The organism is Agrobacterium sp. 16-172Ci (assembly GCF_053522725.1).
On record NZ_JBNWBW010000035.1, the window covers coordinates 21,741 to 35,331 of the forward strand.

Annotated in this window: 15 protein-coding genes; 11 read left to right on the plus strand and 4 right to left on the minus strand. The window is 58.9% G+C overall.

Translation table 11 applies throughout. The features are described 5' to 3' along the window. Positions 1-152 precede the first annotated feature (152 nt). On the minus strand, positions 153-722 hold the full coding sequence (locus ACQZ40_RS23600) for a LabA-like NYN domain-containing protein (protein WP_004440903.1): 570 nt from the start codon (positions 720-722) through the stop codon (positions 153-155). A 392-nt stretch (positions 723-1,114) separates the two neighbouring features. On the opposite strand from ACQZ40_RS23600, the gene rpoZ reads away from it, so the two are divergent. The 11 genes from rpoZ (at position 1,115) to recO (ending at position 10,797) form a co-directional block, all read left to right on the plus strand. Continuing rightward, positions 1,115-1,504 (plus strand): DNA-directed RNA polymerase subunit omega, encoded by a 390-nt coding sequence (gene rpoZ, locus ACQZ40_RS23605; protein ID WP_003521126.1) that lies wholly within the window; start codon positions 1,115-1,117, stop codon positions 1,502-1,504. Between the two features lie 132 nt (positions 1,505-1,636). Then, complete coding sequence (locus ACQZ40_RS23610; RefSeq protein WP_065654813.1) at positions 1,637-3,871, plus strand: RelA/SpoT family protein; 2,235 nt, start codon at positions 1,637-1,639, stop codon at positions 3,869-3,871. 197 nt (positions 3,872-4,068) lie between these two features. Then, positions 4,069-4,215: a hypothetical protein gene (locus ACQZ40_RS23615; RefSeq protein ID WP_003496944.1), complete on the plus strand. Its 147-nt coding sequence runs from the start codon at positions 4,069-4,071 to the stop codon at positions 4,213-4,215. Positions 4,216-4,657: 442 nt separating this feature from the next. After that, the gene (locus ACQZ40_RS23620; RefSeq protein WP_080856170.1) at positions 4,658-5,236 is read left to right on the plus strand and encodes a DUF2062 domain-containing protein; all 579 of its coding nucleotides are present in this window, start codon (positions 4,658-4,660) and stop codon (positions 5,234-5,236) included. Next, positions 5,233-5,637, plus strand: a complete 405-nt coding sequence (acpS, locus tag ACQZ40_RS23625; RefSeq protein ID WP_065654137.1) for a holo-ACP synthase — start codon at positions 5,233-5,235, stop codon at positions 5,635-5,637. Before ACQZ40_RS23620 ends, acpS begins: the two co-directional genes overlap by 4 nt. Before the next feature lie 209 nt (positions 5,638-5,846). Next, on the plus strand, positions 5,847-6,593 hold the full coding sequence (lepB, locus tag ACQZ40_RS23630; RefSeq protein WP_003496938.1) for a signal peptidase I: 747 nt from the start codon (positions 5,847-5,849) through the stop codon (positions 6,591-6,593). Continuing rightward, complete coding sequence (rnc, locus tag ACQZ40_RS23635) at positions 6,590-7,309, plus strand: ribonuclease III (protein WP_065654136.1); 720 nt, start codon at positions 6,590-6,592, stop codon at positions 7,307-7,309. The genes lepB and rnc overlap by 4 nt, the downstream gene beginning before the upstream one ends. A gap of 77 nt (positions 7,310-7,386) precedes the next feature. Further along, the gene (gene era / locus ACQZ40_RS23640) at positions 7,387-8,337 is read left to right on the plus strand and encodes a GTPase Era (RefSeq protein ID WP_162934056.1); all 951 of its coding nucleotides are present in this window, start codon (positions 7,387-7,389) and stop codon (positions 8,335-8,337) included. 344 nt (positions 8,338-8,681) lie between these two features. Next, positions 8,682-9,434: a Crp/Fnr family transcriptional regulator gene (locus tag ACQZ40_RS23645; protein WP_065654134.1), complete on the plus strand. Its 753-nt coding sequence runs from the start codon at positions 8,682-8,684 to the stop codon at positions 9,432-9,434. Positions 9,435-9,570: 136 nt separating this feature from the next. Beyond that, positions 9,571-9,948 carry a response regulator gene (locus ACQZ40_RS23650; RefSeq protein ID WP_125145847.1) on the plus strand — a complete coding sequence of 126 codons (378 nt, stop codon included), beginning with the start codon at positions 9,571-9,573 and terminating at the stop codon, positions 9,946-9,948. Positions 9,949-10,017: 69 nt separating this feature from the next. Then, a complete protein-coding gene (recO, locus tag ACQZ40_RS23655) occupies positions 10,018-10,797 on the plus strand; it encodes a DNA repair protein RecO (protein ID WP_125145848.1) in 780 nt (259 codons plus the stop codon). Here recO and ACQZ40_RS23660 read toward each other — a convergent pair whose 3' ends face one another. From ACQZ40_RS23660 to ACQZ40_RS23670, 3 genes are all read right to left on the minus strand, one after another. Then, the gene (locus tag ACQZ40_RS23660) at positions 10,798-12,012 is read right to left on the minus strand and encodes an MFS transporter (RefSeq protein WP_174035838.1); all 1,215 of its coding nucleotides are present in this window, start codon (positions 12,010-12,012) and stop codon (positions 10,798-10,800) included. It abuts the gene before it with no gap. A gap of 153 nt (positions 12,013-12,165) precedes the next feature. Next, positions 12,166-12,672, minus strand: coding sequence for a hypothetical protein (locus tag ACQZ40_RS23665; protein WP_078054121.1), 507 nt, complete (start codon positions 12,670-12,672; stop codon positions 12,166-12,168). A 73-nt stretch (positions 12,673-12,745) separates the two neighbouring features. Then, entirely contained in the window at positions 12,746-13,588 is an 843-nt protein-coding gene (locus ACQZ40_RS23670) for an MOSC domain-containing protein (RefSeq protein WP_078054120.1), read from the minus strand. Positions 13,589-13,591: the final 3 nt, after the last annotated feature.

The following is a 13,591-nucleotide window of genomic DNA, read 5'->3' on the forward strand; positions in this document are numbered from 1 at the left end:
TCTAAAATTAACCAAGTCATAATTTTGACTTATCGAATTTGATGTTTGTTAATTCTAAAAAGAATTTTTAACGCGCCGGCGTCTCGCCAAACAAAAACGCGCCCGTCTGTTGGACGGACGCGTTGATGATGTCTTCGCAGCAAAAGCTGGGATCAGACCGTCTCAGGACCCTCGGCGTGCCGGGCAGGGCGCTCGTTCGGGTCGCGCCCGATCTCGGCCTTCAGCGTCATCAGATCGATGAAGTGATCGGCCTGGCGGCGCAGGTCGTCGGCGATCATGGCGGGCTGCGTGGCCATGGTGGAAACCACGGAAACCTTGCGGCCCTTGCGCTGCAGCGCGTCTACCAGCGTGGTGAAATCGCCATCGCCGGAGAAGAGCACCAGATGATCGACCGTCTCGGACTGTTCCATGGCATCGACCGCCAGTTCGATATCCATGTTGCCCTTGATCTTGCGGCGGCCGAGAGCGTCGGTGAATTCCTTCGCCGGCTTCGTCACGACCTTGTAGCCGTTATAATCCAGCCAGTCGATCAGCGGGCGGATCGAGGAATATTCCTGATCCTCGATGAGCGCGGTGTAATAATAGGCGCGCAGCAGGTATCCACGCTTTTGAAACGCCTTCAGGAGCTTGCGGTAGTCGATATCGAATCCCAGGCTTTTCGATGCTGCATAAAGATTGGCTCCGTCTATGAAGAGCGCAATTTTCTCCCGTGGATCGAACATTCCATCCCATTCCTTTTTTTGGAAAGGCCATTATCTGGCTTTTATTTCCGGTCGATAACGCAAAAAAACATGTCGTATCAACGAGCTTTGCGTACCGCCGTTGCGTTTTAAGTAAGCTACCTTCCCCCTTATTCCAAGACAATTCTTCTAGACATTTTGTTCATCAGACGCCAAAGGTGGGCAATAAGGTGCCAAAAGACGCCAAAGACAGGAAAAACTTGAATTCCGCGGCCAATGGCTGTATCGGAAGCTGGAAAGCATCGTCGCGAGAAATCTTGAATGTTTTTCGCAAGGCACGAAGCGCAGATTCAATAGGTTAGAGCAACCCTTGTGCACCCCGAACACCGCACGGCGCTCTGATCCACGACATTACGACCCGCAAAGGACAGGCAATGGCCCGCGTCACAGTTGAAGATTGCATTGATAAAGTAGACAACCGTTTCGAGCTGGTGCTTCTCGCCAGCCACCGTGCGCGCCAGATTTCTCAAGGGTCCTCCATCACGGTTGACCGCGACAACGACAAGAACCCGGTTGTGGCGCTGCGCGAAATCGCCGATGAGACGCTGTCTCCCGACGATCTGAAGGAAGACCTGATCCACTCGCTGCAGAAGCACGTGGAAGTGGACGAGCCCGAGCCCGATCCGGTCACGCTCGCCGCCGCCGCTGCCGACAGCGAAGAAGACGATCAGCCGGAAACCGTTACCTTCGACCAGATGTCGGAAGAAGAACTGCTGGCCGGCATCGAAGGCCTTGTGCCGCCGGAAAAAAATGACGACTATTGATAGGATTTTATGATGCCTTTGGCAGGCGGCGGTTACCGTCTGTCAATAGTTGCCGTCATAATCTGATCCCTATTGATGCAGCATTGTGCGCCGACCCTCAGGTTGGCGCGCTTTCTTTTTGTGGAATATCGCATGATGCGGCAATACGAACTCGTCGAGCGGGTTCAAAAATATAAACCGGATGCGAATGAGGCCCTGCTGAACAAGGCCTATGTTTACGCCATGCAGAAACACGGCCAGCAGAAGCGGGCCAATGGCGACCCCTATATTTCGCATCCGCTGGAAGTTGCCGCGATCCTCACCGAAATGCATCTCGACGAATCGACCATCGCGGTGGCGTTGCTGCACGATACGATCGAGGACACCACCGCCACCCGCGCCGAAATCGACGAGTTGTTCGGCGAAGATATCGGCCGGCTGGTGGAGGGGCTGACCAAGCTCAAGAAGCTCGATCTCGTTACCCGCAAGGCCAAGCAGGCGGAAAACCTGCGCAAGCTGCTGCTTGCGATTTCCGACGACGTGCGCGTTCTCCTGGTGAAGCTCGCCGACCGTCTGCACAATATGCGCACCATGGAATATATGCCGGCCGACAAGCGCAGCCGCATTTCCGAAGAAACCATGGAAATCTATGCGCCGCTCGCCGGCCGCATGGGTATGCAGGATATGCGCGACGAGCTGGAGGACCTGTCCTTCCGATATCTCAACCCGGAAGCCTATGGCACGGTGACGAACCGCCTGCAGGAACTGGAAACGCGCAATGAAGGGCTGATCAAAAAGATCGAGGACGAGCTGCGCGAGCTTCTCGTGGCGAATGGTCTGGTCGGCGCCAATGTCAAAGGGCGGCAGAAGAAACCCTATTCGGTGTTCCGCAAGATGCAGTCGAAGTCGCTTTCCTTCGAGCAGCTTTCCGATGTCTACGGTTTCCGCATTCTGGTGGACGATATTCCATCCTGCTACCGGGCGCTGGGTGTCGTGCATACGCGCTGGCGCGTCGTGCCGGGCCGCTTCAAGGATTATATCTCGACACCTAAGCAGAACGATTATCGCTCCATCCACACCACCATCGTCGGCCCGTCGCGCCAGCGTATCGAGCTGCAGATCCGCACCAAGCGCATGCACGAGATCGCCGAATTCGGCATCGCCGCCCATGCGCTTTACAAGGATGGCGAAAACGGGGAGGGCGATCTGCTCTCGCCGGAGAGCAACGCCTATTCCTGGCTGCGCCATACCATCGAATCGCTGGCAGAAGGCGACAGCCCGGAAGAATTCCTCGAGCACACCAAGCTCGAACTGTTCCAGGACCAGGTGTTCTGCTTCACGCCGAAGGGCAAGCTGATCGCCCTGCCGCGTGGCGCCACCCCCATCGATTTCGCCTATGCCGTGCACACCAATATCGGCGACACCACGGTTGGCGCGAAGATCAACGGCCGGATCATGCCGCTCGTCACTCGCCTGAATAACGGCGACGAGGTGGAGATCATCCGCTCCGGCGTGCAGGTGCCGCCCGCCGCATGGGAAGAGGTGGTGGTGACGGGCAAGGCCCGCTCTGCCATCCGCCGCGCCACCCGCATGGCCATCCGCAAGCAATATTCCGGCCTCGGTTATCGCATTCTCGAGCGCACCTTCGAGCGCGCCGGCAAGGCCTTCTCCCGTGAAGCGCTAAAGCCCGTGCTGCATCGTCTGGCGCAGAAGGACGTGGAAGATGCCATCGCCGCCGTCGGCCGTGGCGAGGTTTCCTCGCTCGATGTCCTGCGCGCGGTGTTCCCGGATTATCAGGACGAGCGCGTCACGGTGAAGATGACCGGCGACGATGGCTGGTTCAACATGCGCAGCGCCTCCGGCATGGTCTTTAAGATCCCCGGCAAGTCGCGCTCGGTGCTTGAGGACGATGGCGCGGCCGAGATGCTGGATGGACCGGACCCGCTGCCCATCCGTGGTCTCTCCGGCAATGTCGACGTGCATTTCGGTGCTGCCGGCGCCGTTCCGGGTGACCGCATCGTCGGCATCATGGAAAAAGGCAAGGGCATCACCATCTATCCGATTCAGGCGCCGGCGCTGCAACGCTTCGACGACGAGCCGGAGCGCTGGATCGATGTGCGCTGGGATCTTGATGAGGCGAACAAGTCGCGTTTCATGGCGCGGGTGATGATCAATGCGCTGAACGAGCCGGGCACGCTCGCCTCGGTGGCGCAGTCCATCGCCACGCTGGACGTCAATATTCGCGGCCTCAACATGGTCCGCATCGGCACGGATTTCTCCGAGTTGGCGCTGGATGTCGAAGTCTGGGATCTCAGGCAGCTGAACCAGCTTCTGTCGCAGCTCAAGGATCTCGATTGCGTCTCGACCGTGACGCGTGCCTTCGATTGAGGCATTTTTGATCCTTTGCAAATACTAAAAGGCCGCTGTTATGCATTGAGCGCATGGCAGCGGCCTTTTCCTGTCTCTGGTGGTGGAGGCGGTTTGTGACTATTTTCTTCTTAGAAATTGAAGAGAAGGAAACGCGGCGTGCCGGTGGATGAACACCGATGAGAAACGCCAGTTCCAAACCGAAAGGACCGAAAATCATGTTTACTCCGCTTCGCAAGATCGCCCGTGCCGTTCGTGGCAAGACCACCCAGGAACGCGAATTCGAATATCTCAGCGGCTCGGTATCGAATGTCGACCTCGAGTTCCGCCAGCGCGAAATCGACCGCGGCCTGTTCCGCCGGTAATGCGCTCAGCGCATGGCAGCCCATCGCCATGCGTATGAGACTCGGAGGGTGCATGGCCGTTGTTGGCACGCTCGCCCCTGTATCCTGCAAAACTTTTTGAATGCGCGCTTCAAGCGGTTGTCCCAAACTGGTTGACAAATACGTCGCGAAAAATCCCGGTTCAGTCCCCTGTCACAATAGACGACACTAAATTGGGACTGATATCGAAGGCTCGATATTCACTTTATTCGTGACATCCCGCGTCCGTCGTGCCGGACTTGATCCGGCATCCAGCCAGCCCAAGTCCTTGGGCTGGAAAGAGTCTTCTCGCCGCGCAGACGCACGTCGGCTGGATTCCGGCCCAAGGCCGGAATGACGGACGCGGAGAATACACCTGCAAAAGAATCCCTGCGTCATCTATGATGCTCTTGGCGCGGCCGGGGCGATGAAATAGACTGCCCCCATGCCGTTTCGCCGCCGTGAACCCGTTGGTTTTTCAGAGAAGATTCGCGACCTCTTCTGGCCGCGTACGGGTTTTTCCCGTTCGTTGCGCTATATGAAGCTGCGCCTTCTGCGGCTTTCCGCCTCTCCGCATTCGGTTGCCGCCGGTGTCGCTCTCGGTGTCGGCGTGGCGTGGACACCGTTTCTCGGCGTTCACATCATCATCGCCATGGCGCTGGGTTTTCTCATGCGCGTCAATCTCGTGGCGGCGGCGCTCGGCACCACCTTCGCCAATCCGCTGACATTTCCCTTCATCTGGGCATCTACCTGGGAGCTGGGGCACCTCATCCTCGGCCGGCAGAAGACGGAAAGCGCTGCGCATGTGGATTTCGTGGCGCTATTCAGCCATCTCGAATTCCGGCAGATATGGACGCCGGTGCTGGAACCCATGACCATCGGTGCGCTGCTTCCTGCCGTTATCAGCGCAATCATCGCCTATATCGCGGTTTATGGTCTCATCAGCGGTTTCCAGCGCCGCAAGATGGAAAACCTCGCGCATCGCGCCGCCAACAAGAATGCTTCTCTGGAGATGTTGAAATGATCATTGGATTGGGCAGCGACCTGATCGATATTCGCCGCGTTGAAAAGTCGATCGAACGTTTCGGCGAGCGCTTCACCCATCGCTGTTTCACCGATATCGAGCGCGCCAAATCCGATGGCCGCAAGAACCGCGCCGCTTCCTATGCCAAACGTTTCGCCGCCAAGGAAGCCTGTTCCAAGGCGCTGGGAACAGGCCTTGCGAACGGCGTTTTCTGGAAGGATATGGGCGTCGTCAATCTGCCGGGCGGCAAGCCGACCATGGTGTTGACCAATGGGGCAGGGGAAAGGCTGGCGGCGCTGCTGCCCGCCGGCCACCGCGCCAATATTCACCTGACGATCACGGACGATTTTCCTTACGCTCAGGCATTTGTGATTATCGAGGCGCTTCCCTTGAACGGGTAAGACCCGGTGAGGCCGCATTGGCGTCCTATTTGCGGACGTGTCACAGAAGCGCTTCCCTTCGGGCTGGAAAGGTTCTAGAGAAGTCGCAGAAATATGAAAGCGTTGCCGGCTGCGTAAAAACCGCTTGCCCGCCGCATATGCGATAAAACAACGGCCCGGCGGCCTTCGTGAAACCGAAGAAGCCGGGAAACAATCAGGCAGGTCTTTAAGTGTCGGAAAAAGCTGAAAAGAAGCAGAACGCCCTCTGGGAGAACGTCAAGGTCATTATTCAGGCGCTGCTGCTGGCCATGGTCATCCGCACCGTGCTGTTTCAGCCCTTCACGATTCCGTCCGGCTCGATGATGCCGACGCTTCTGGTTGGCGACTATCTTTTCGTCAACAAGTTCTCCTACGGCTATTCGAAATATTCGCTGCCTTTCTCGCCGAACCTGTTTTCGGGCCGCATTCTGGAATTCAGCAAGCCGAAGCGCGGCGATGTCGTGGTCTTCCGCCTGCCGCCCAATCCTGAAGTCGATTATATCAAGCGTCTCGTCGGCCTGCCGGGTGATCGCATCCAGGTGACGAACGGCGTGCTGTTCATCAACGGCCAGCCGGTTCCCAAGCAGCCCGACGGCACCTTCACTTCCGATTACCGCGCCGATCCGGGCGCCAATGTGCCTGTCTTCCGCGAAACGCTTGATAATGGCGTTACCTACGACACGCTCGACCAGTCGCCTGATTCGCGTGGCGACAACACGCGTGAATTCGTGGTGCCGGAAGGCCATTATTTTATGATGGGCGACAATCGCGACAATTCGCTCGACAGCCGCTTCGATGTCGGTTTCGTGCCGGAAGAAAACCTGATCGGCCGCGCCAGCGTCATCTTCTTCTCGCTGGGCAATGACACGCCGTTCAGCCGCATTTGGGAATGGCCGGCCAATATGCGTTGGGACCGCCTCTTCAAGGTTGTGGAATGAGCAAGACCAAGCCGCTTTCGGCGGACGAGATTTCCCGTCTGGAAGCGTTGATCGGATATGAATTTAAGGAAAAGGTCCGGCTCGACCGGGCCTTGACCCATGCCAGTGCCCGCTCGGCGGCGGCCGGCAATTACGAGCGGCTGGAATTTCTAGGCGACCGTGTTCTCGGTCTCTGCGTTGCCGAATTGCTGTTCTCTACCTTCCGCAACGCCACCGAAGGCGAGCTTTCGGTCCGTCTGAACCAGCTCGTCAGCGCCGAATCCTGTGCCGCGATCGGTGACGAGATGGGCCTGCATAATTTCATCCGCACCGGCTCGGATGTGAAGAAGCTGACCGGCAAGGCGATGCTGAACGTGCGCGCCGATGTCGTCGAAAGCCTGATCGCCACCATCTATCTGGATGGCGGGCTGGAAGCATCGCGCAAATTCATTCTGAAATACTGGCAGGGCCGCGCAACCAGCGTGGATGCCGGGCGGCGCGACGCCAAGACCGAGTTGCAGGAATGGGCGCATGCCAGATTTGCGGTGACGCCCTCTTACCGGGTTGACGATCGCTCCGGACCGGATCACGATCCCCGCTTTACGGTGACTGTCGAAATTCCCGGCGTGAAGCCGGAAACCGGTGTCGAGCGCTCCAAGCGCGCGGCCGAGCAGGTGGCGGCAACAAGATTGCTGGAACGCGAAGGCGTCTGGCAGAAGACCTCCACCCGGAACTGAGCGCCCGGCGAACCGGGTGCTGAACATCGAGCGCATGACGGGCCCTTTTTCCGCATGTTGAATACCTCTGACCTTGAATGGATATCATGACCGATCACGAAAACCCCGCCATGACTGGCGAAGATGCAGCCCTTCCGACCCGCTCCGGCTTCGTGGCCCTCATCGGCCCCACAAATGCCGGCAAGTCGACGCTGGTGAACCGTCTGGTGGGCGCCAAGGTTTCGATCGTCAGCCACAAGGTGCAGACGACGCGCGCCGTGATGCGCGGCATCGCCATTCACGATAACGCCCAGATCGTTTTCATGGACACGCCCGGCATCTTCAAGCCGCGCCGCCGGCTGGACCGCGCCATGGTCACCTCCGCCTGGGGCGGCGCGAAGGATGCCGATCTCATCCTGCTGCTGATCGACAGCGAACGTGGCCTGAAGGGCGATGCGGAAACCATCCTCGAAGGTCTGAAGGATGTCCCGCAGAAGAAGATCCTCTGCCTCAACAAGATCGACCAGGTGAAGCGCGAAGACCTTCTGAAACTCGCCGCCGCCGCCAACGAGACGGTCGCTTTCGACCGCACCTTCATGATCTCGGCGACCAACGGTTCGGGCTGCGACGACCTGATGAACTATCTGGCCGCCGAACTGCCGGAAGGCCCGTGGTATTATCCGGAAGACCAGATTTCCGATCTGCCGATGCGCCAGCTCGCAGCCGAAATCACCCGCGAAAAACTGTTCCTGCGCCTGCATCAGGAGCTTCCCTACGCCTCGCATGTCGAGACCGAAAAATGGGAAGAACGCAAGGATGGCTCCGTGCGCATCGAGCAGGTGATCTATGTCGAGCGCGACAGCCAGAAAAAGATTGCGCTCGGCAAGAACGGCGATGCGATCAAGGCCATCTCCACCGCCTCGCGCAAGGAGCTGTCGGAAATCCTAGAGCAGCCGGTGCATCTCTTCCTGTTCGTCAAGGTGCGCGAGAACTGGGGCGACGACCCCGAGCGCTTCCGTGAAATGGGACTGGAGTTCCCGCGGGGGTAACGCGCAGGCACGATATGCGCGGCGCGAAACCACACCCGCTTCCGTCATTCCGGCCTTGAGCCGGAATCCAGCCAGCCCAAGTCCTTGGGCTGAAAAGAGGGCCTCTCGCCGCGCCGACGCGCGTCGACTGGATTCCGGCTCAAGGCCGGAATGACGGGCGGGAAATGTCGCGAACCAACGCGAACGTCGAGATTGCCCAAGCCCTTCGCTTTTTTGTGTTCGAGACGGGGCGCGACGCAATCCCGGAACGAACTGAATATCTTCACTCACCATCGGGAACCGAATACCTTCGGGCGGGTTGTTCCAAAACAATTGGGCGCAACCTTTTTCGATGATGGATATTCATGTCGCCAAAAAAACCGAACGGAATTTCCACCACTCCGTGCCAGCAATGTCCCCTGCGCGACCTGCCGCATTTCCGGGATTTTTCCTCTTCCGAATTGGATTTCGTCTCGCGTTTCAAGACGGGGGAACTTGCGGTGGAAAGCGGCTCCGTCATCCTGATGGAAGGCTCGCACAGCGCCCATCTTTACACCGTTCTGCAGGGCTGGGCTTTCCGTTACAAGACGCTTGAGGACGGTCGGCGGCAAATCCTCAACTATGTCATGCCCGGCGATCTCGTCGGTCTTCAGGGCACGGTGATGGGGGAAATGCAGCATTCGGTGGAGGCGCTGTCGCCGGTGACGCTCTGCGTCTTCGAGCGATCCCGCCTCAACAATCTCTTCACCGATCACCCAACGCTTGCCTATGACCTCACCTGGATCGCGGCGAGCGAGGAACGCATGCTGGACAACCATCTCCTCAGTATCGGCCGCCGCACCGCGCTGGAACGCGCCGCCTATCTGATCGCGTTTCTTTATCGCAAGGCGAAAGCGGTCAACCTCATCCCCGGCGAAACACCGATCCCGGTCACCCAGCAACACGTTGCCGATACGCTTGGCCTGTCCATCGTTCACACCAACAAGACCTTGAGAAAGCTCGTCGATCGCGGTCTCATCCGCTGGACGGACAAGGGCTGTCTGGTGCTGGACGATGCCGGCTTGACCAACGTGGCGGGTTGGGAAAGCGATGAAAAGCGGCAGAGGCCCTTCATCTGATCTTCCTTTGACATGTCTTTTTTAAATGACGGCGCAGCCGCAATTTGCGACTCCTGTCGTGTTATCTGACGGGAGAATCATGTCGGAGACCGCAGCTTCGAGCCGTGCGGTCCTCTTTTTGGGAAGAAGAAAACATATGGTGCCACAACGGGTTATCATCGTTGAGGATGAATATCTGGTGGCGCTCGATGTCGAAGCGGTTCTCCAGTCCATGGGGGTGGAATCCGTCGCCATCGCCACCACGCTTGCGCAGGCGAGGCAGGCTGTCGAAGAGGATGGCGCCGATTGCGTGCTTCTCGATGTCAGCCTCACCGACGGCAAGAGCTACGATTTCGCGCGCGGGCTGCGCGATGCGGGCATTCCCTTCGGTTTCGTCAGCGGTTATGGTGACACGACGGGTTTTCCGGAAGATCTCACGCACGCGCCGTTGCTCGGCAAACCCTTCGGGGAAAACGAAATTATCGATTTCGTTCTCAACCTCGTCGGCGTGGTTGACGGTGCCGTAAAAGAATAACGTTTTGCCGCCAGATCGGGTATGATCGGGCCTGAATCGAACTCCTGAATCGAAATTCGGACGCGTTTCATGCAGTGGCAGGAAGAGGCAATCATTCTCGGCGTCAAACGCCACGGCGAGACGAGTGTCATCGCCGAGGTGATGACCCCTTCGCGTGGCCGCCATCTGGGGCTGGTGCGTTCCGGCCGTTCCCGCAGCATGCAGCCTGTGCTACAGGCGGGCAACCGGGTGGATGTCATCTGGCGGGCGCGCCTCCACGATCATCTGGGTGAATTCCGCATCGAGCCGCTGCAACTGCGCGCTGCGCAGTTGATGGAAACAGCGACCGCCGTTTATGGTGTGCAGGCCATGGGCGCGTTGCTCAGGCTTCTGCCGGAGCGCGATCCGCACCCGCATCTCTATCAGGCGCTGGATATCATTCTCGACAATCTGCATGACCCCGTCGATGCCGGGGAATTGTTCGTGCGCTTCGAACTGGCGGTGCTGAACGAACTCGGTTTCGGGCTCGATCTCACCGAATGCGCGGCGACGGGGCTGCGCACCGACCTCATCTATGTATCGCCGAAAACGGGCAGGGCGGTTTGCCGCACGGCAGGTGCGCCCTATGCGGAGCGGATGCTGTCGCTTCCGGCTTTCTTAAGCGAAGGCCAGTCGAAGGCCGCCGATCCTGACAGCCTTGCGGCTGCTTTCCGCCTCACCGCTCATTTCCTCAACCGGCATGTCTACGATCCGCGTGGCCTCAACGAAAACGCCGCCCGCGACGGTTTCGTGCAGGCGGCGCTGAAGGCGCTTGAGCGCAGGGCGAAGGAGGGCAGGGCGATGTCGCCCGCCCTCGATAAGGCCGTCTGACTAGGCCATTGCAGGCCTCGGAGCCGGTCGCTCCTGAATGGGCCAATGCACGATGGCCGCGAAAATCCCCATGCCGACGCCCAGCCACCAGACGAGATCATAAGAACCCAGCCTGTCGTAAAGGAAACCGCCGAGCCAGACGCCGAGGAACGAGCCGATCTGGTGCGACAGGAACACGACGCCGCCGAGCATGCCGAGATGGCGCGTGCCGAACATGATCGCCACCAGCGCATTGGTCGGCGGCACGGTGGAAAGCCAGAGAATGCCCATGACGGCCGCAAAGATGATGACTGAAAGCGGCGATTGCGGCAGGAGCAGGAAAGCGGTGACGGCAACCGAACGGGCGATATAGATATAGGCCAGCAGATAGGGTTTCGAATAACGCTGGGCGATGACGCCGGCGGCAAGCGACCCGATGATGTTGAAGAAGCCGATCAGCGCCATGGCGATGACGGCGTAGCGCGGTTCGATGCCAATATCGCCGAGATAGGCCGGGAAATGCGCGGTGATGAAGGCCACCTGAAAACCGCAGACGAAAAAGCCCGTGGTCAAAAGCAGGTAGCTTTTATGGCCGAGCGCTTCTTTCAGCGCTTCGCCCGCCGTCTGCTGGAACTGCGCCTGCGACTGGCTGCCGGAAGAGGAATTGCCACGCATCGGAAAGGCGAGCAGCGGCACGAGCATCATCATCGCGGCAAGCCAGACGAGGCTGTCCGACCAGCCATAGGTGGAAATCAGGCCCTGGCTGATCGGCGCGAACAGGAACATGCCGGCTGAGCCCGCCGCGGTGCCGATGCCGAAGGCGAGCGAACGCTGCTGCGGCGTGACATGGCGCGCAAAGGCCGAAAGGATGACGCTGAAGGAGCCGGCGGCAATGCCGAGCCCGACGAGAACGCCGCCGCCGAAATGCAGCCAGAAGGGCGAGATGCCGAAGGACATGCAGATGAGGCCGGCGGCATAAAGCAGGCCGGAAAGCACCAGCACGCGGCCAGTGCCGTATTTATCGGCGATGGCGCCAAAGAAGGGCTGACCGAGCCCCCAGAAGAGGTTCTGCAGGGCCATGGCGAGACCGAAGGTGGAACGGTCCCACCCGGTATCGGCGAGCATCGGCAGCTGGAAAAAGCCCATGGCGGAACGGGGGCCGAAGGTCATGACCGCGATCAGCGACCCGGCGGCGATAATCAGCCAGGGCATGGTCTGGCGTGTGGCTTGCGACATGAATATTCCCCCATCGCGGCGCCGCGTCCCAAAAAAATAGGGACATGGCTTGCCGCAGATTCCGCTACGATGGGATGAATATTATCTTTTGTCAGCCGGTCCCACTAGCGACTTTTCTTGACGGCCACTATTCATGGGATTGATAAGACGCTGTCAGCGCATCTTGCCTATCAAAGCCTCGTTTTTGCCGAGAATATCCTCAACGCTCTGCTGCCGCTGCTGAATATCGCCCAGGAGCGAGTCTGATTTGTCTATCGATGAGCTCAGATTCTTCTGGATTTGAAGCCAATTTATCTTTGGCGTAAAGGAATTATCCGACCCGGCGGCAGGCGTGCTGGCAAATGTTTGCACCACGGTGTTGAGTGCCGCCAGCCCCTGTTTCACTTCCTCGATGGCTTGCGTTTGCTTAGCGACGGTCGTCGCCAGTTCAATATTGGCCTTCTGGCTATTGGTCAAAATCTCCAATCCGTCCCTATTGACCTTCATGCTGGTGATGAAGGGCAGAGCGGTAAAAACGGCGCCGACAAGAGCAAGCAGGAGCCCATGTGTTTTGCCAACGGAAAAGAAGCACAGAAGCAAACCCGACACGCACATCAATATGCCTATCGTTGCTACGACGGATATATGATTATTTGAAATGACATTGAAAAAATCGACCATGGAACATCTCCTGAAAATAAACCCATGATTGATTTTTGTTATTCGAAAATCAACTTAAAACTACGGCCTCCGACTAACGCCGCTTGATCGCCCAGCCTTCCGGCCTTTCCTCGATCACCTTCGCCACATCGCCAACCGACAGCCTGCCTTCGCCACGCGGCGTCACGTTCCAGCCGAACAGCGGGCCGGGCACGCGCCGGTCGCCGGACATGCGGATGCGGCCCATGGCTTTCATGGGGGAGGGCACATCGCGGGAGCCGGTCGTCTGGTCCTGTGTGGTCATGATGCAGCGGGCGCAGGGTTTGACCAGATCGAAGCGAATGCCGCCGATCTCGATGGCCGCCCAGCGGTCCTCGGCCCATGGCTCGTCCGTATCAAGCACGATATTGGGCCGGAAGCGTTCCATGCCGACCGCGTCCTCGCCATTGGCGCGCATATTGTCGTTCAGCGCGGCAAGCGAGGCGGTGGTGGTGACGAGGATCTGGTAACCGTCCGCAAAGGTGACGGGCGTTTCGTTGCCGGTCCATTCCAGGCTTGCAATGCGTTTCGAGGCGTCGTCGAAGAACACCAGCTTCACCTCGCGCTCCAGCCATGCCGAGAGCGCCTCGTTGGTCTCGCGATCGGCGATATTGGCGCTGACGATCGATTTCCACACCGCTACATCCATGCGCTCTCCGGAAGGTCTTGCGAGAACCTCGCCATTCGCTTCCCGCGAAAGCACCATGCCGCCATCCTTGTGCCGGGCCAGAACCGTGGCAATTGCCGGCAATTCGCGCTGGGTGATGAAATGGCCGTTGGGGTCGATGAGCATGGCGCGGCGGTCGCCCGGCAGGCCTTCTGCCGAAACAGTGCTTTCGGAGAGGGGAATGCCGCGCGCGCTTTTCAGAGGATAGATGTTTAGCTCGGTCACACGCATCTC